Raw genomic sequence first — 18,218 nt, 5'->3', positions numbered from 1 at the left:
GGTCGCCGCAGGACCCCCGACGGGCTCCCGCGGCACCGTTCGGCCCCGTCATCCCGGCGCGTCGCAGCACATCGCCACAGGTCGGCGGCATGCGCGCACCCGAGGCCTTGAGATTGGTCAACCGGTTGTGCAGACTGGGGCAGCGAGGCGCTGCCCGCGCCGACAGCCACGACGCTCCCTTCGAACGGATGGTCACCGATGACTCGTCTCGCCTCCCGCACCGCCCTCGTCACCGGGGCCGCCTCCGGCATCGGCTTCGCCGTGGCCTCCCGGTTCGCCCGCGAGGGGGCCCGAGTGGTGATCGCCGACCGCGACGGGGACTCCGCGGCCAGTGCGGCGCAGAGCATCTGCGAGGAGACCGGCGAGGGCACCGCTCGGGCGCTGACCGTCGACATCTCGGACGAGGCGGCCGTCGAGGCGGGCTTCGCCGAGCTGAGCACAGCGGGCTGGGCCCCGAACGTCGTGGTCGGCAATGCCGGTGTGCAGCTGTTCGGACAGGACGCGAAGATCGCTGAGCTCGAACTGGCCGCCTGGCAGCGCACCGTGGACGTCAATCTCACCGGCACCTTCCTCACCGTCAAGCATGCGGTGCGCTCGATGCTGGCCACCGGCGGCGGCTCGATCATCCTCACCGGCAGCCCCACCGGCGTGACCGGGGAAGGCAACGACTTCACCGCCTATGCGACCACCAAGGCCGGCATCCACGGCCTGACCCGCACCGTCGCCGCCGCCTATGCGGCCGACGGGATCCGCGTGAACACCGTCGTCCCGGGGTACACCGAGACCCCTCTGGTCACGACGATCTCGGACGATCCCGCCGAGCGCGCCGCGATCGTCGGCCGCATTCCGCTGAGCCGCGCCGGCTCCGCGCACGACATCGAGGGGATCATGGTCTTCCTGGCGAGCGAGGAGAGCGCCTTCGCCACCGGGGCCCAGTTCGCCGTCGACGGCGGCATGACCGCGCTGTGAGCGGCGAGGACTCCGCACCGACCCCGTCCGCGGGCTACGGAGCCCAGCGCACCGGCGTCGACGACTCGCGGCAAGCCAGTCCGGAGCTGGCTGCCTGGACCATCGCGAGCGCTGCGGCCCTGGCCGTCCCCGGGGTCGCCTCGCTGACCTCCTTCGAGCAGCGGGGAACCGCAGCCGCGATAGGTGACGGGACCGCGCCCCGGCTCGCCCCTGACGGCGCGAACCGCGCACCCCGCCTCAGGAGTCGACGAGCGTGACCTCGAAGGAATACCGCGAGGCGCGGTAGACGTGGTACCCGAACTCGACGACGCTGCCGTCGTTGGCGAAGGACTTCCGCTCCATGGTCAGCAGGGCCGCGCCGACCTCCTCGTCGAGCAGCTCGGCATGCTCCTCGTCGGCGACGGTGGCACCGATCCGTTCGTGCGCGAGCACCGAGACGATGCCGGCCTCCCGCAGCGAGGCGTACAGGCCGCTGTCGGCCAGGCTCGCGCGGGAGGGGGCGATCCGCTCGGGCACGGTGTTGCGCATGACGGCCAACGGCTCGTCATCGGCGTACCGCACCCGGATCAGATCCAGCACCTGCTCTCCGGGGGCGAGCTGGAGGCGGTCCACGGCCTCCGCCGACGGCCGCCCGACGCGGTACTCGATGATCTCGGTGCGCGGGGCCTTGCCGGCCGTGCGCAGGTCGTCGTACAGCGAGGTCAGCGCCACCTGCCGGTTCACGGGGGCCTGCACCACCTGGGTGCCCACGCCGCGCTTGCGCACCAGCATGCCCTTGTCCACGAGCTCCTGGATGCCCTGGCGGACCGTCGGCCGGGACAGGCCCAGACGTCGGGCGAGGGCGACCTCGTTCTCGATCCGGGAGCCCGGGGTGAGGTGCTCGTCGTGGATGGCCCGCTCGATCGCCCGCGCCAGCTGCAGGTACAGCGGGTCGGCCGAGCCGCGGTCGATGTCGACCTGCAGAGGGGTGGTGCCGTCGTCAGTGCGTGGGCCCATGACCCCTCCTCGTCGTCCGTGCCGTGCTGCTGCGGGGCGCCGGCGCCGTCATCCGGCGCGTCCCGCCCGTCCCGTGCCGCCTGCGCTTCCCGCGCGTCGTCCCCAGTAGAGCATCAGGGACGCGGCCGCGTGGCCACCGGGACGAATCGGCCGGCGGTCAGCGACTCCTCGGCGGCGGCGCAGGTGGCCGCGGCGAGATAGCCGTCCCAGGTGGTCGCCGAACGCTCGGCGACGAAGCTGCCGTCGGCCACGGCCGCGACCCAGGCCTGCACCTCGGCGTCGTAGGCGTCGACGAAGCGGGGCCGGAAGTCGGGGTGGATCGCTCCGCTCCATCGCCCGCCGGCCTGCTGCGTGGTCACCCGATGGATCTCCTGGCCGATGGTGGCGATCCCCGCGGAGCCGAGCACCTCGGTGCGCACCTCGTAGCCGGAGTCGGTGTTGACGTACAGCTCATCGGTGATGATGCGGCCGGAGGCGGTGCGGAACAGTAGGAGCATCGGGTCGTGCTGGCCGTCGTCGGCCCGCGGCCCGGGAACCGGCAGCACGGTCTGCACCTCGGTGACCACCTCGCCGAGGAAGTAGGAGATCGCATCGATCTCGTGGACTGCGGAGTCGTGGACCATCATCGTGTCGTCGAAGCCGGGCAGGGTGTGGGCGTTGCGGTGCTTGCAGTTGATGACGCTGATCTCGCCGAGCTCTCCGACGTCCAGGGCGTCCTTGAGCTCGGCGTACTCGCGGTCGAAGCGACGCATGAACCCGAGGGAGACGTAGGCCCGACCGGCCGCCTTCTCCGCCTCGACCACGGCGTAGGCGTCCTCGGGGGTCATCGCCAGCGGCTTCTCGCACAGCACGGGCTTCCCTGCGTCGATGCAGGCGGTGGCCTGTTCGCGGTGGAAGCGACCGGGGCTGGCGATGAGCACGGCGTCGACGTCGTCGGCGGCGATCAGCTCCTGCCAGGACTCGGCGACGCGGCATCCGGGCGCGCCGGCGGCGACCTTCTCGGCGGTCCCGCGCACGTAGTCGTCGACGACGCTGACGCGGGCGCCCTTGATGCGCTCGGTGATCCGCGCGACGTGGTCGGCGCCCATCTGGCCGACGCCGATGACGCCGACGCGCACGTCCGGGGGGATATCGCTGCGGGCGGTGGAGGTCATGAGGGTCTCCTGCGGTGTGGTCGGGATCTGGGTCGCGGTCAGCGGAAGTCGCCGGCGCGCGGATCGGTGCCGAGCTCGTCCCAGGTGCCGCGCACCCAGGTCTGCTCGGGGTGGTCGGTGATGTTCCAGGCGCGCTCGGGCTCCGGGCCGGCCATCACGTTGAGGTAGTACATGGCGTGGCCGGGGGCGGCCGCGCAGGGGCCGTGCCAGCCGTGCGGGACCAGCACGCTGTCGCCGCTGCGCACCTCGCTGAGCACGTCGATCTCGGTGCCTTCGCCGCTGGAGGTGGTCCGGTGGTAGCCGAAGCCGGGGCCGCCGTCGGGGGCGTCCTGGATCTCGTAGTAGTAGATCTCCTCGAGCTCCGATTCGCGGTGCTCGCCGTCGTCGACCGTCGTATCGTGCTTGTGGGCGGGGTAGCTGGACCAGTTGCCGCCGGGGGTGATGACCTCGCAGGCGATCAGACTGTCCATCTCGTCGAAGGAGCCGACGGTCCCGAAGTTGCGCACGAGGCGGGTCATGTTCCCGCCGCCGCGGACCTCGACCGGGACGTCCTCGGCGCGGATCAGCGCGACCGGGTGCTCCGTCGTGGCCACGGCCGTGGCCAGGGCGAAGCGGCCGCCGTCGGCGGAGGAGACGGTCAGCTGGGAGCCGACGGGCACGTAGAGCACATCGGTCGCGCCGGCGAACACGTCCGTGCGGCCGCGCAGCGAGTACCGCTCGCCGCCGACGGAGACGTCGCAGCCGCCGTTCAGCGGCACCACCATCACCTCGACACTGTTCGCGGTGACGATCTCGCTCTCGTCGGGGCCGAGGGCGAGCACGCGCAGCCCGGTGTGGACCCAGCCGTCGCGGGCTCCGGGGTCGATGATCGCCTCGTAGGTGCCGCGGCCGGTCGAGCCGGCGGGCAGGTGCAGTTCGGCGCTGTCGGGAACGGTCGTCATGATCTCTCTCCTGTCGAAAGGGCCGGTCGATGAGGTGGGCCGACGAGGCGGTCGATGAGGTGGGCCGACGGGGCCGACCGACGCGGCCGGTCGACGACGCAGAACCGGCGACACCCCGCGGGCGGCTCAGCGGAGCATGTCCACGGACGCGCTCACCGCGGCGGTGACGTCGTCGTCCGCGGGATACAGCAGGGTGCGGCCGACGACGAGCCCGCGCACGTTGGGTCGGTCCAGCGCCCGTTTCCAGGTCGCGCGCAGGGTGCCGGGGTCGTCGTCGGCGGGGTCGCCGCCGAGGATCAGGGCGGGCAGCGTGGTGGCGTCCATGACCCGCTCCATGTCCTCGACGGCCGGCAGCTTCAGCCAGGTGTAGGCGCTGGTGGCGCCGAGGCCCTGGGCGATGTGGATGGATCGTATGACCGCCTCGGGGGTGAGGTCGTTGACGATCTTCCCGCCGCCGGGGCGGGAGGACAGGAACGGCTCGACCATGGCGATCAGCTCGTGGCGGGCCAGGTCGGTGACGGCCTGCGCGCTGGCCTCGAGGATGAAGGAGGTGCGGTCGTCGTCGAGGTCGATGCGGGTGAGCATCTTGCCGCCGTCGAAGCCGGAGGCGGCGATGGCGGACGCGTCGTAGGCGGTGAAGCGGTCCTCGATCTCCCAGGAGCTGCCCTGCAGGCCGCCGCGGTTCATCGAGGCGAAGACGATCTTGTCCTCGAGAGCGCCCAGCAGGAGCAGGTCCTCGAGGATGTCGGCGGTGCCGAGCACCCCGTCGACCCCGGGCACGGCCAACGCCTCGCGCATGCGGTCCAGCAGCTCACGGCGGCTGGCCATCGCCTGCGGGCGGCTGCCGACGCCGAGGGCGCCGCGGGCGGGATGGTCTGCGGCGATCACCATCATGGTGCCGTCGGTGTCGGCGACGGTGCGGCGGCGACGGGTGGCCGCGAGGCGGGCGATCCGGCCCGGGTCCTCCAGACGGACGCGGGTGACCTCCTCGTAGGTGCTGACGAAGCCGGTTCCGGTCGTCGTGCTCATGCGGTCTCCTCCTCGGTGACGCCGCGGTTGCGCAGGGCGCTGAGCATCTGGTCGACGGTCCGGCCGTGATTGGGGTCCTCGCCGGCGATCAGCGCGTCGATCTCCTGGGAGGTGGGCATGGCGGTGGAGCACTCCAGGCGGCTGGTGACGATCGCGCCGGCGGCGTTGCAGCGGGTCAGGATGGTCTCCAGGTCCTGGCCGGCCAGCAGGCCGTGGCACAGGGAGCCGCCGAAGCTGTCTCCGGCGCCGAGACCGTTGATGACCTCGATGAGATTCGGGGCGACCTCCACGCGGTGCTCGCGGGTCTTGCCGAGCACGCCCTTGGGGCCCTGCTTGACGATGGCGATCTCGACGCCGGCCTCGAGCAGGGCGTCGGCCGCGCGCTCGGGCTCCGTCTCGCCGACGGCGACCTCGCACTCCTCCTTGTTCCCGACGGCGACCGTGGTGTGCGCCAGCGCCTCGCGGTACTGCGCGCGGGCGTCCTCGACGGAGTCCCAGAACATGGGCCGGTAGTCGAGGTCGAAGACGGTGTGGGCGGTGCGGCCCCGGGCTTCCAGCGCCGCGAAGTGCGCCGAACGACTGGGCTCCTCGGACAGCCCCGTCCCGGAGAACCAGAACAGCGGGACCTCTCTGATCGCGTCGAGGTCCAGGTGCTCGGGGGCGACCTGCAGATCCGGGGCGCTGGGCCGGCGGTAGAAGTACAGCGGGAAGTCGTCCGGCGGGAAGATCTCGCACAGGGTGATCGGGGTGTTCAGCTCGTCGTCGGTCACGACGAACCGGCCGGAGGCGCCCAGGCGCTCCATCTCCTGGACCACATAGCGGCCGAGCGGGTCGTTCCCCACGCCGGTGATCACGGCGGGGGTGTGGCCGAGGCGCGCGGCGGCGACGGCGACGTTGGTGGGGCTGCCGCCGAGGAACTTGCCGAAGCTGTAGATGTCCTCGAGGCCCTTGCCGATCTCCAAGGGGTAGATGTCGACACCGCTGCGACCGAAGGTGATGATGTCGAGGTCGGGTGCTGCCATGATCTCAGAGCCTCTCTGCGTCGAAATCCGGGCGGTGACCAGGGGTGTTCCGCTGGGTCGTGCCGCTCGATGGTCCTATCGTCCCATGCTTGCGCTTCTTTGTCCAGACAAACTGTCGAATATGTTCGGGGGTGCCCAGAACTCCCCGCGAGAGTGGTCGGGGCTCCCCGCAGGGGTGGTCGGGCCGCCCCGCGGGGGTCGGGGGCCCGACGGGAGGTGCTCGGGGCTCCCGAGGGGAGGCTGTTCAGGGCGCCGGTGGGAGGCTGCTCGGAGAGCCCGGGGTGAGGCTGCTCGGAGCTGCTCGGCGCGAAGAGCGCTCACAGCTCGCCGGTGAGGAACTGTGCCCGTCCGTGGCCGAAGGACCAGTCCTCGCGGTCGTTGTGGACCACGGAGAGAATGAGGTCCTCGGGCCGGACCAGGTCCGCCGCCGCGAGGCGGTCGGCGAGCGCGGCATAGACCGCCTGCTTCTGCTCGGTGCTGCGGCCCTGCTGGGTGACGTGGATGATCACCACGCCGTCGCTGCGCTCGATGCCGAGCCCGGTGTCCTCGGCGAGGATCGAGCCGACGGGCAGGGTCTCGAGGATCTGGTAGCGGTCCCCGGGCGGGGCGGCGAACAGCTCGAGCATGACGTCCTGGACGATGTCGGCCATCTGGCGTGCCTGCGCCGGGGTGCGGACGTCCTGCTGGGTGATGCGGACCAGGGGCATGATCGATTCCTTGTCCGGGCTCTGCGAGCCCTGGATGCGGTGTGGGTGCGGCGGTGGTGCTCCGGGAGGCGACGTGGGTGCTGTGGGTTCGCGGTAGGCGGTCGAGACGGTCTGACGCGTCGGTATGAGGGGCCGAGAGCGACGCGTCGGACGTCATCGGCGTGCAGGGCAGGACGCGAACCGCGGCCGGCTCGCCTCACACCCGTGCGCGCTCGGCGGCGGCGAGCAGGGTGCGCGCCCCGCGCTCGAGACCCTCGACCTGGCCGAAGGCGGCGTCCTCGTGCTCGATGTTGACGTGCAGGTCAGGGTTCACCGCGGCCAGCGCTGTGAGGAATCGAGTCCAGTAGTCCACGTCGTGCCCCTCCCCGAGTGCCACGAAACGCCAGGCGGGATCGGCCGGCCACGTGGAGCAGTGGTGCCCGATGCCGGTGGGAGTGCGAAGGGCCGGATCCTCGGGGACCGGGTCGAAGGCGGTGTCGAGCACGCCGCGGGTCGCCGCGCCGGGGAGCACCGCGGTGTCCTTGGCGTGGACGTGGGTGATGTGGGCGCCGAGGCGCTCGATGCCGTCGATCGGCTCCATTTGCTGCCAGAACAGATGGGAGGGGTCGAGGTTCACGCCGATGTTCGTCGGCTCGACCCGGTCCAGGAACTGCTCGAACGTGGGCGGGGAGAACACCAGGTTGCGGGGGTGCATCTCGAAGGCGATCTGCACGTCGTGCTGCCGGGCGAGCGCGTCGATCTCCCGCCAGAACGGGACGGCGACGGACCACTGGTACTCGAGGATCTCGAGGTCGATGCCGTTCCACGGGTTCACGATCCAGGCAGGGTAGCGCGCGCCCGCATCGGTGCCGGGGGTGCCGGACATGGCGACCACGTCGCGCACGCCCAGCTTCCCGGCCAGCTCGATGGTGCGGCGCAGGTCATGGGCATGCCCGATGCCCTCGGTGGGCAGCGGGGACAGCGGGTTGCCGGAGACCGTCAGACCGGTCAGCGCCATCCCCTTGTCCTCGAAGACCCGCAGGTACTCCCGCCGCGCCCGCTCGCTGCCCAGCAGGGCGTCGACGTGCGCGTGGGGGGCGGGGATGAACCCGCCCGTGTTGATCTCCGCCCCGTGCAGGCCCGCCAAGGCGAGGACGTCGAGCGCCTCATCGAGGGTGCGGTCCTGCAGGCAGGCGGTGTAGGCACCGTAGGTGAAGGTCATGGGTGAGGGTCCTTTCAGCGGGTTGCTCCGGGCCGGGCGGCCGACGGGTCCGGATGGCGCGGCCACCGGGCCCGGCGGCCGGATCAGTCGATCGAGATGGCACGGCCGCCGTCGGCGGCGGAGCGGGCGACGGCGTCCAGGACACGCATCTGGCGGTGCCCCTCGGCGAACGTGGCGCAGGGCGGCAGCGCGCCCTCGGTGATCCCGGCGACCTGCTGCAGGAAGGCGTGCGCCTGGTAGGTGAACTGCTCGATCTGGTTCAGGCCGACGCCGCCGAAGGCCATCGAGGAGCCGTTCCCGAAGTAGGGGAACTCGGGGTTCACGAGCACCTGGCGCATGCCGCCGAGGCCCTGGGGCGAGGAGCCGTCGGCGATCTGGATCTCGCCGGTGCGGTCCAGGGACCAGCTCGCGGTGCCGTCGGTGCCGAGCACGGTCAGCGCCTTGTAGTTGGGCAGGCCATGGGCCACGCGGGAGACGGAGAAGGTGCCGGCCGCCCCGGAGGCGAAGCGGGCGGTGAAGGTGGCGACGTCGTCGTTCTCCACCGCTTCCTTCGGGGAGCCGGCGGAGGCCGCGACCCCGCGTCCTCCCGCCACGGCGCCGCCGGCGACGGGACGCTCGGCGATGGTCTGCACGAGCTGCGCGCCGGAGACCTCGACGACGGGGCCGAGGATCAGCTCGGCGGAGTCGACCAGGTGGGACCCGACGTCGCCGAGCGCCCCGGAGCCCATCGGCCCCTTGTAGCGCCAGGCCATGGGCACGTTCTCGTCGGCCCCGTAATCGCACCAGTAGCGGCCGTCGAGGTGTGCGATCTGCCCCAGGGACCCCTCGGCGGCGAGCTTCGCGAGCATGGCGACGCCCGCGTTGCGGCGGAAGGTGTAGCCGGTGGCCAGCACGAGGTCGGGATGTTCCTGCTCCAGCGCCGCCATCGCCTCCGCGTCCTCGAGGGTGCCGGCCAGCGGCTTCTCGCACAGCACGTGCTTGCCCGCTGCGGCCATGGCCTCGGCGATCTCCCGGTGCAGGGCGTTGCCGACCACGATCGAGACGATGTCGATCGAGTCGTCCTCGGCGACGTCGCGCCAGTCGCCGACGGCCTTCTCGTAGCCGTAGCGGGCGGCGGCGTCCTCCGCGAAGGGCAGGTGGGCGTCGGCGATCGCGGCGAGCCGGACCGGCGGCAGGCCGAGGTCGTAGACGGTGCCGGCCTGGCGCCAGGCGTTGGCGTGGGTCCTGCCGGCCATGCCGGCGCCGATCACGGCCACGGACAGAGGTGCTGCGGTCATGTCAGGTCCTTTCCCGGGAAGGGGTGAGGTGGTGCGGGGTTCAGGTGGGGGTGCGGGGCACAGGAGGCGTCGAGACGGTCTGACGCGTCGGTATGAGGGGTCGAGAACGACGCGTCAGACCTCATCGGCGCCTCATCGGCGCCTCATCGGCGCGGGAACTCGGCGCGGGAACTCGGCGCGAGAGCTCAGCGCAGGCGGATGACGCCGCCGGCCTCGCGGAACTCCCATTCGATGCGCTCGAGGGTGAACTTCTTGGTCTCGGGGATGCGCACGAAATACCAGATCACCGCGCCGATGTTGATCGCGGCGAAGATGCCGTAGGTCGCCACCGGGCCGAGCCCGGACATCATCACGGGGAAGGTCACGGTGACCACCAGGTTCGCGATCCACAGGATCATCACCGCGAAGCCGTTGGCCGCGCCGCGGATGGCGTTGGGGAAGATCTCCGAGAGCATCACCCACATCACCGGGCCGGGGCCGGACTGCATGCCCAGCATGAACAGCACGATCACGACCACCACGAGGTAGGGGACGAAGCCGGGGACGTCCTCGGAGACCGCCCCGTCGGCCGTCAGGTACGGATGGATGCCGAACAGGAAGATCGCGGTCATCGCGATCAGCGAGAGCGTCAGGATCGTCTGGCCCACCAGCAGCACCTGGCGTCGGCCGAAGCGGCGCAGGGCGAGCAGCCCGGCGGCCGAGCCGATCACGGACGCCACCCCCGTGAAGACGTTGAGGACGATCGAGGCCTGGGCGTCGAAGCCGGCGGCCATCAGCACCTTCGGGGCGTAGTACATCATCGTGTTCACACCGGTGAGCTGCTGGAGGATCGCGAAGACGCCGCCGAAGATGATGATCGAGCGCAGCCAGGGGACCCGCAGCCCTGCCCGGAGACTGAGCTTCTCGCGCTTGTCCTCGGCGCGACGGTTCGCCTCCATCTCCGCGATCTCGACGGCCACGTCGTGCCTGCCCTCGACGCGCACGCGCTTGAGGTTCGCGATCGCCGTGACGAGCTCGCCGCGGCCGATGTGCCAGCGGGCCGATTCGGGCATCATCCGGATGCCGAGCCACAGGGCGATCGCCGGGATGGAGCAGAGCACCAGCATCCACCGCCAGGCGTGCCCGTTGCCGTCGGAGACGGCCACGCCGCCGATGCCGGACAGCAGGGACCAGGAGATGGACTCCCCGGCCTCGTAGGTGCCCGAGGGGTCCTCGGCGACGACGGCCCGGGGGCCGCCCTGCATCGAGGCGATCAGGGCGTTCATGACGAAGGCGACGAACTGGCCGGTGACGATCATCAGCTGGTCGACCGCGACCAGCATGCCGCGCTGCTCCTTGGGAGCCGTCTCGGAGAGGTAGACGGGCACGGTGGTCGAGGCGCCTCCGACGGCCAGGCCCAGGACGAAGCGCGCCGGGTAGAGCACCCACAGGCTCGGGGAGAGGGCGCAGGCCACGGCACCGACGAAGAACACGAGGGCGAGCATGGTGATGTTGTGTCGGCGACCGTAGCGGTCCGAGAGGCGACCGCCGACGACGGCGCCGACGGCGCAGCCGCCCAGCAGGAACCCGCCGACCAGGCCCTCCTCGAGGGAGGTCAGGGCCAGGCCGCCGGCCTCCTTCGGCATGTACATGTAGGGCAGCGCACCGGAGATCACGCCGGTGTCGTAGCCGAACAGGAAGCCGCCCAGGCAGGCGACGACGGCGAGGAAGCCGATCGAGCGCTTGGGGCCGGCGGCCGCGGTGGTGCGGACGAGGTCGGGGATACGGGCTCGTTCCGCGTGGTGGGCTTGGCTCATGTTCCCTCCTTGGAACGTGAGTCCGGCGCGAGCGGGGCTCGTCGCGTCGGGCGCCGGCCCGGTGACCGGCGGCGAGTCGGGGTCCGAGGGCACGCACCACATGTCATGCGTGTGTCACCACATGGATGCAAAATGTTCGGTCTAAGTGTCTGGGACTCACTGACTAACCGGCAAGCTAGCACAGAGATCCGGGCCCGCGGAAGGTGCGATGCGGGCGGATCTCCAGGCAGCGACGCCCCACCAGCACACTCTCGGGAAGAATCTTGTCCTGACAAACTATTGACAAGCGCGGAGAGCGTGGGCATGCTGGAGCCCATGAACTCACCGTCGAGTCCCTCGCGGCCGACGGTGCCCCTCGAGATCCGTCCCCACCGCGGATCGCGCACCACGGAGGCAGCATGAGCGACCCCACGTCGGCCCGCACCGGCACGATCCGACTCACCGTCGGCCAAGCCCTCGTCCGCTTCCTCGCCGCCCAGTTCACCGAGCGCGACGGCGTGCGCGAGCGCTTCCTGCCCGGCACCTTCGGGATCTTCGGCCACGGCAACGTGGCCGGCCTCGGCCAGGCGCTGCTGCAGAACGCGACCGACCCGGCCGAGGGCGAGAACCCGATGCCCTACTACCAGGCGCGCAACGAGCAGAACATGGTCCACACCGCCGTGGCCTACGCCCGCACGAAGAACCGCCTGCAGGCCCTCGCCTGCGCCGCCTCCATCGGCCCCGGGTCCACCAACATGATCACCGGGGCAGCGCTGGCGACCGTGGACCGCATCCCGGTGCTGATCCTGCCCAGCGACATCTTCGCCACCCGCACCGTGGATCCGGTGCTCCAGCAGCTCGAGGACGAGTCCGGCGGGGACGTCTCCGTCAACGACGCCTTCCGCCCGGTCTCGCGCTATTTCGACCGCATCTGGCGGCCCGAGCAGCTGATCCCGGCCGCGCTGCAGGCGATGCGGGTGCTCACCGATCCCGCCGAGACCGGCGCCGTGACCCTCTCCCTGCCGCAGGACGTGCAGGCCGAGGCCCACGACTGGCCGCTGGAGTTCTTCCGCGAGCGCACCTGGCACGTGGCCCGTCCCGTTCCCGAGCCCGCCGCCCTCGACCGCGCGGCCGAGGTCATCCGCTCCGCCCGCCGGCCCGTGCTGATCGCCGGCGGCGGAGCCGTCTACTCCGAGGCGAGCGCGGCGCTCGCCGCCTTCACCGACGCCACCGGCATCCCGGTCCTGGACACCCAGGCCGGCAAGGGGGCGCTCAGCGCCGACCACCCGCTCGCGATCGGCGGCGTCGGCGCGACCGGCACGAATGCCGCGAACGACCTCGCCGCGGAGGCCGACGTGATCATCGGTGTCGGCACCCGTTACACGGACTTCACCACCGCCTCCCACACCGCCTTCCGCCACCCCGAGGCGCGGTTCGTGAACCTCAACGTCAAGGCCTTCGACGCCGCCAAGCACTCCGCCACCATGGTCGTCTCCGATGCCCGTGCCGGCCTCGACGCCCTGCGCGAGGCGCTGGGCGGATACCGCAGCCCGGCCGAGCACGCCGCCCGCGCACAGACCCTGCGGGCCGCGTGGGAGGAGCTGATCGAGCCCTGCTTCCAGCCCCACGACCAGGAGCTGCCCGCCCAGACCGAGATCTTCGGCGCTCTGAACGAGCTGATGGGCGAGAAGGACATCGTCATCAACGCCGCCGGGTCCATGCCCGGTGACCTGCAGGCACTGTGGAAGGCCCGCTCCCCCATCCAGTACCACCTCGAGTACGGCTACTCCTGCATGGGCTACGAGCTGCCCGCCTCCCTCGGCGCGAAGATGGCCCGGCCGGAGTCCGAGGTGGTCGCGATCATCGGCGACGGCACCTTCCAGATGGCTCCGCAGGAGATCGCCACGATCGTCGCCGAGCGGGTCAAGGTCATCCTGGTGATCCTGCAGAATCACGGCTGGTCCTCGATCGGTTCGCTCTCCCAGTCCCACGGCTCCCAGCGCTTCGGCACCAAGTACCGCATGCGCGACGAGAGCACCGGGATGCTGGACGGGGAGAAGCTGCCCTTCGACATCCCCGCGAACATCCGCTCCTACGGCCTGGAGGTCCAGGAGGTCTCCAGCGCCGTCGACTTCCGCGACGCCTACCGCCGGGCCGAGGCGTCCCAGGACGCCACCGCGATCGTGGTGAACACCGACCTGTACGGACCGAACCCGCCCGGCAACGGCTGGTGGGACGTGCCCGTCCCGCAGGTCTCCCGCCTGGAGTCCACCCAGCGGGCCTCGGCCGAGTACGAGGCGGACAAGGCGCCCCAGCGCCACTACCTCTGACCCGAACAGACTCCTGATCACCCGGGATCCGCCGGCCGCACGGACCGGCCCGGCTCCCCGTCACCTCCGGCCGCGCCATCCCGCCGCGCCCGCCGGGGACCACGCAGACCATCACCCGGACCGCTCAGCACACCGAGGAGAACACCCATGGGATACGACGTCCAGCACTGGATCGACGGCCGTGAGGAGGCCGGAACCGCCGGCAGCACGCAGCCGATCATGAACCCCGCCACCGGTCAGGAGGTCGGCAGGCTGCACCTCGGCGACGCCGCCACCGTCGACCGCGCCGTCGAGGTCGCCACCGCCGCGCAGCGCGCATGGGGCCAGGTCTCCCTCGCCAAGCGCACCCAGGTGATGTACCGGATGCGCGAGCTGCTGATCGATGCGACCGACGAGATCGCCGTGCACATCTCCCGCGAGCACGGCAAGACCCTCGGCGACGCGAAGGGCGAGATCGCCCGCGGCCTGGAGACCCTCGAGTTCGCCACCTCCATCACCCAGGACCTCAAGGGCGGCTTCTCCGAGAACGTCTCCACCGGCGTGGACGCGCACACCATGCGCCAGCCGCTCGGCGTGGTCGCCGGCATCACCCCGTTCAACTTCCCGGCCATGGTGCCGTTCTGGATGCACCCGATCGCGATCGCGACCGGCAACGCCTTCCTGCTCAAGCCCTCGGAGCGGGACCCGTCGGCCTCGAACGTCGTCGCCCGTCTCTACCAGGAGGCCGGCCTGCCCGACGGCGTCTTCCAGGTGGTCCACGGCGGCAAGGACACGGTCGACGCGCTGTGCACCCACGACGGGATCTCCGCGGTGTCCTTCGTCGGCTCCACCCCGATCGCGCAGCACGTCCACCGCACCGCCTCGGCCGCCGGCAAGCGCGTCCAAGCCCTCGGCGGCGCCAACAACCACGCCGTGGTGATGCCGGATGCGAACATCGCCTCGGCCGCCTCGCAGGTGGCCTCGGGAGCCTTCGGCTCCGCCGGCGAGCGCTGCATGGCCGTCCCGGTCGCGGTCACCGTCGGCGATGCGCACGAGCCGTTCCTCGAGGCCATCAAGGCCGAGGCCGAGAAGCTCGTCGTCGGCCCCGGCGACGACCCCGGCACCGACATGCCCCCGGTGATCACGCCCGACGCCCGCGAGCGCGTGATCCGCATGACCGACGAGGCCGAGCAGGCCGGCGCGACGATCCTCGTCGACGGCCGCGACCTGGTCGTGACGGGCCATGAGAACGGCAACTTCGTCGGCCCGATCGTCATCACGGACCTGGAGAGCACGCACCCGACCTACACCGACGAGGTGTTCGGGCCGCTGCTGGTGGTCATGCACGTGAACAACTTCGACGAGGCGGTCGAGCTGGTGAACTCCTCGCCGTTCGGCAACGGCACCGCGATCTTCACCGACTCCGGGCACTACGCGCGGCGGTACCAGGAGGAGATCCAGGTGGGGATGATCGGCATCAACGTGCCGATCCCGACGCCCGTGGGCTACTACTCCTTCGGCGGCTGGAAGGACTCGCTGTTCGGCGAGCACCACGCGCACGGTCCCGAGGGGCTGGGCTTCTACACCCGGCAGAAGGCCGTCACCACCCGCTGGCCCGCGCAGAACGAGACCGTCGAGTCCTCGATGAGCTTCCCCACCCACGACTGATCCCGTGCTCGGGGCGGGGTCGGCCGCGCCGGTCCCGCCCCGACATCACGGAGTTGCCCCCTCACCGTCCCGTGCCGCAGGAGATGTCCCCATGACGATCGACCGTTCCCGCAACCCCGAGCCACCGTTCGACAAGCTCACCATCGGGGTGTGCCCCGACCAGTGGGGCGTGTGGTTCCCCGAGGACGAGAAGCAGATCCCGTGGCGCACGGCGCTCGGGGAGATGGCCGAGGCCGGCTTCTCCGTCATGGAGACCGGGCCCTGGGGCTACTTCCCCCAGGACGCGAAGCAGCTGCAGTCCGTGATGGACGAGCACGGCTTCCAGGTGGTCGCCGGCACCGGCTGGGGGATCCTGCACCAGGAGGAGGCCTGGGCGGAGACGGAGCGGACCTTCCGGGCGATCGCCGAGACCCATGCGGCCGTCGGCGCGGAGTACATGGTCCACCTCCCCCCGCTGTACCGCGACGACAAGACCTGGGAGTTCACCGACGATCGGAAGCTCACCGGCGAGGCCTGGAAGCGGTACGTCACCAACGCCAACCGCCTGGGCAAGCTGCTCACGGAGGACTACGGGCTGACGATGGTGCTGCACCCCCACGGGGACAGCCACATCGAGACCCCGGAGGAGATCGCCGCGATCTTCGAGGCCACCGATCCGGAGCTGGTGAGCTTCTGCCTGGACACCGGGCACATCGTCTACGGCGGAGGGGATCCGATCGCGATGATCGACGAGTACCCCGAGCGCATCGGCTACGTGCACATCAAGGCCTTCGACCCAGATCTGACCCGGGAGGCCCACGAGAAGGACTGGCCCTTCGGAGAGGCCGTCGCCAAGGGCGCCTCGGTATGCCCGCCGAAGGGCCTGCCGGACATGAAGGACCTGGTCGCGAAGCTCACCGCCCTGGACAAGGAGCTCTACGTGATCTGCGAGCAGGACCTCTACCCCTGCGACCCCGGCCTGCCGCTGCCGAACGCGATCGCCACCCGCGAGTTCCTGGCCGAGTGCGGCCTCGGCGTACGGTGAGAAGGAGAGCGACCCGATGGTGAAGATCCTGCTGGACCCGTCCATGTACCACCCCCAGCTCTCGGTCGCCGGCGAGCTGCACAAGGCCCGTGAGCTGGGCTTCAACTACCTCGAGCTGTCTCCGCGCGCCGACTTCCACCAGTGGCACCACTATCCCAAGGTGGACCGGCACCAGATCGCCGAGGTGAAGCAGGCCATGGCGGACACCGGCGTGAAGATCTGGTCGTTCAACCCGGTCTTCGACTGGGCCGCGCCGGACGAGCAGGAACGCCAGGCGCAGGTGCGCAACTGGAGGCGGATGCTCGAGATCGCCGACGCCCTCGAGGTGCCGCTGATCGCCACCGAGTTCTCCGGGGACCCGCATCGGGCGCTCACCTCCGAGCACCAGTTCTACAAGTCCATGGAGGAGCTGGTCCCCGTCTTCGAGAAGTACGGTCTGGAGTGCACCATCGAGGCGCATCCCTACGACTTCGTCGAGGAGAACGACCAGGCCGTCCAGATCATCCGCGGTGTGGACCGCGACTGGCTGAACTACGAGTTCTGCTTCCCGCACGCGTACCACCTGGGCCGAGGCGCCCGGGACCCGCGCGAGATGATGGACCACGCCGGGGATCGCCTGCGGCACCTGCACATCGCGGACGTCTTCGACCACACCGCGAACGTCGGCAACCGCTACATCATGAACCCGCCCGGGGCCGACGCCCGCATCCACCAGCACAACGAGATCGGTCGCGGCGAGATCGACTGGGACGCCGCCTTCACCTACCTGCGCGAGCGCGAGTACGACGGGCCGATGTCCGTGTGCGTGTTCGGCTGGGAGGAGGAGGCCGACGCGATCAACGTGCGAATGCGCGAGCGCCTGCTCGCGGAGTTCGACGGGGAGTGAGCATGCGAGACATCGGCATCGGCGTCGTCAGCCTCGGCTGGATGGGACGTCTGCACGCCACCTCCTACCAGCGGATCCCGTCCCGCTTCCCCGAGCTCGGCGTGCGCCCTCGCCTGGTGGTCGCGGCGGACCCGCTGGAGACGAACCAGCACGCCGCCACCGAGCAGTTCGGGTTCGAGAAGGCGGTGGCGAGCATCGACGAGGTGCTCGCCGATCCCGAGGTCGAGGCCGTCTCGATCTGCTCGCCGAACTTCCTGCACCGCGACTTCGCGGTCACAGCGGCCGAGGCCGGCAAGCCGTTCTGGATCGAGAAGCCGATGGGGGTCTCCGCCGCGCAGTCCCGCCAGATCCACGACGCCGCGGCCGCCGCCGGCGTCGCCACCGCCGTGGGTTTCAACTACCGTCACGCCCCGGCCGTGCAGCATCTGCGCTCCCTGGTGGCCGACGGGCGCCTGGGGCGGATCACGAACGTGCGCTGCTGGCTGGACGCCGACTACGCCTCCTCCCCCGACGGCCCGCTGACCTGGCGCTACGACCGCGACAAGGCCGGCAGCGGCGTGATCGGCGATCTGCTCTCCCACGGCGCGGACCTGGTCTCCTACGTCACCGGCCAGCGGATCGCCGAGCTCACCGCCACCTCCGACGTGTTCATCCCCGAGCGGCCGATCCCGACCTCCGCCGGGGTGGGCCATGGCGGCATCGAGGTGGGCAGCGAGCGCGGTCCGGTGCAGAACGAGGACTGGGTCGCCGCGCTCGCGCACCTGAGCGACGGGGCCCATGCGACGCTCGAGTCCTCCCGCGTGGCCCGCGGTCATCGCAGCGACTACGCCTTGGAGCTGTTCGGCACCGAGGGCTCCGCCCGCTGGTCCTTCACGCGGATGAACGAGTTCGAGGTGATGCTCGGCGAGGGCGGCAGCGAGCACGGCTACACGACGGTGCCGGCGGGCCCCGGCCACGGCGACTACTCCCGCTTCCAGCCCGGGCCCGGCATCCCCATGAGCTTCGACGACCTCAAGACCATCGAGGCGGCGGAGTTCCTCTCCGACCTCGCCCACGGCACGCAGCTCGCGCCGAGCGCGGCCGACGGGCTCGCGGCCGCCGAGGTCTGCGAGGCCGTGGTGCGGTCCGCGGCGAGCCGGGCATGGGAGGCCGTGCCGCGCTGACCTGCGGCGAGGACCACACCGCGCACGAGAATCAGCGGACCGCGCGGCTCGTCGGCCCCGGTGCGGGACCGACGAGCCGGCCACCGCACCGGGGCCG

The 18,218-nt window shown here is 71.1% G+C and carries 15 protein-coding genes; 6 read left to right on the top strand and 9 right to left on the bottom strand.

Annotated elements, in window-relative coordinates:
• Positions 1–198 precede the first annotated feature (198 nt).
• Entirely contained in the window at positions 199–969 is a 771-nt protein-coding gene (locus BH708_RS14015) for an SDR family NAD(P)-dependent oxidoreductase (protein WP_076809604.1), read from the top strand.
• A gap of 237 nt (positions 970–1,206) precedes the next feature.
• Here BH708_RS14015 and BH708_RS14005 read toward each other — a convergent pair whose 3' ends face one another.
• The 9 genes from BH708_RS14005 to BH708_RS13965 form a co-directional block, all read right to left on the bottom strand.
• Positions 1,207–1,965: a GntR family transcriptional regulator gene (locus tag BH708_RS14005; protein WP_076809601.1), complete on the bottom strand. Its 759-nt coding sequence runs from the start codon at positions 1,963–1,965 to the stop codon at positions 1,207–1,209.
• A gap of 113 nt (positions 1,966–2,078) precedes the next feature.
• A complete protein-coding gene (locus BH708_RS14000) occupies positions 2,079–3,119 on the bottom strand; it encodes a Gfo/Idh/MocA family protein (protein ID WP_076809600.1) in 1,041 nt (346 codons plus the stop codon).
• A gap of 38 nt (positions 3,120–3,157) precedes the next feature.
• Positions 3,158–4,060, bottom strand: a complete 903-nt coding sequence (gene iolB / locus BH708_RS13995) for a 5-deoxy-glucuronate isomerase (protein WP_076809599.1) — start codon at positions 4,058–4,060, stop codon at positions 3,158–3,160.
• A 126-nt stretch (positions 4,061–4,186) separates the two neighbouring features.
• Positions 4,187–5,089 carry a deoxyribose-phosphate aldolase gene (locus tag BH708_RS13990; protein ID WP_076809597.1) on the bottom strand — a complete coding sequence of 301 codons (903 nt, stop codon included), beginning with the start codon at positions 5,087–5,089 and terminating at the stop codon, positions 4,187–4,189.
• On the bottom strand, positions 5,086–6,111 hold the full coding sequence (iolC, locus tag BH708_RS13985; protein ID WP_076809595.1) for a 5-dehydro-2-deoxygluconokinase: 1,026 nt from the start codon (positions 6,109–6,111) through the stop codon (positions 5,086–5,088). Before iolC ends, BH708_RS13990 begins: the two co-directional genes overlap by 4 nt.
• 317 nt (positions 6,112–6,428) lie before the next feature.
• Positions 6,429–6,818 (bottom strand): tautomerase family protein, encoded by a 390-nt coding sequence (locus tag BH708_RS13980; RefSeq protein ID WP_076809593.1) that lies wholly within the window; start codon positions 6,816–6,818, stop codon positions 6,429–6,431.
• 196 nt (positions 6,819–7,014) lie between these two features.
• Complete coding sequence (locus BH708_RS13975) at positions 7,015–8,019, bottom strand: sugar phosphate isomerase/epimerase (RefSeq protein WP_076809591.1); 1,005 nt, start codon at positions 8,017–8,019, stop codon at positions 7,015–7,017.
• 83 nt (positions 8,020–8,102) lie between these two features.
• On the bottom strand, positions 8,103–9,296 hold the full coding sequence (locus tag BH708_RS13970) for a Gfo/Idh/MocA family protein (protein WP_076809589.1): 1,194 nt from the start codon (positions 9,294–9,296) through the stop codon (positions 8,103–8,105).
• A 185-nt stretch (positions 9,297–9,481) separates the two neighbouring features.
• Positions 9,482–11,092 (bottom strand): MFS transporter, encoded by a 1,611-nt coding sequence (locus BH708_RS13965; protein WP_076809587.1) that lies wholly within the window; start codon positions 11,090–11,092, stop codon positions 9,482–9,484.
• A gap of 398 nt (positions 11,093–11,490) precedes the next feature.
• Between BH708_RS13965 and iolD the strand changes: the two genes are divergently transcribed.
• From iolD to BH708_RS13940, 5 genes are all read left to right on the top strand, one after another.
• On the top strand, positions 11,491–13,401 hold the full coding sequence (iolD, locus tag BH708_RS13960; protein WP_076809585.1) for a 3D-(3,5/4)-trihydroxycyclohexane-1,2-dione acylhydrolase (decyclizing): 1,911 nt from the start codon (positions 11,491–11,493) through the stop codon (positions 13,399–13,401).
• Between the two features lie 147 nt (positions 13,402–13,548).
• On the top strand, positions 13,549–15,048 hold the full coding sequence (locus BH708_RS13955) for a CoA-acylating methylmalonate-semialdehyde dehydrogenase (RefSeq protein ID WP_076809584.1): 1,500 nt from the start codon (positions 13,549–13,551) through the stop codon (positions 15,046–15,048).
• Positions 15,049–15,139: 91 nt separating this feature from the next.
• Positions 15,140–16,072 carry a TIM barrel protein gene (locus tag BH708_RS13950; protein ID WP_172805761.1) on the top strand — a complete coding sequence of 311 codons (933 nt, stop codon included), beginning with the start codon at positions 15,140–15,142 and terminating at the stop codon, positions 16,070–16,072.
• Positions 16,073–16,088: 16 nt separating this feature from the next.
• The gene (locus tag BH708_RS13945) at positions 16,089–16,958 is read left to right on the top strand and encodes a sugar phosphate isomerase/epimerase (protein ID WP_076809582.1); all 870 of its coding nucleotides are present in this window, start codon (positions 16,089–16,091) and stop codon (positions 16,956–16,958) included.
• A gap of 2 nt (positions 16,959–16,960) precedes the next feature.
• Positions 16,961–18,121, top strand: a complete 1,161-nt coding sequence (locus tag BH708_RS13940; RefSeq protein ID WP_076809580.1) for a Gfo/Idh/MocA family protein — start codon at positions 16,961–16,963, stop codon at positions 18,119–18,121.
• Positions 18,122–18,218 lie beyond the last annotated feature (97 nt).

Source organism: Brachybacterium sp. P6-10-X1, assembly GCF_001969445.1.
In the GTDB taxonomy this organism is placed as follows: domain Bacteria; phylum Actinomycetota; class Actinomycetes; order Actinomycetales; family Dermabacteraceae; genus Brachybacterium.
This window is presented reverse-complemented; position numbering and strand designations above follow the sequence as displayed.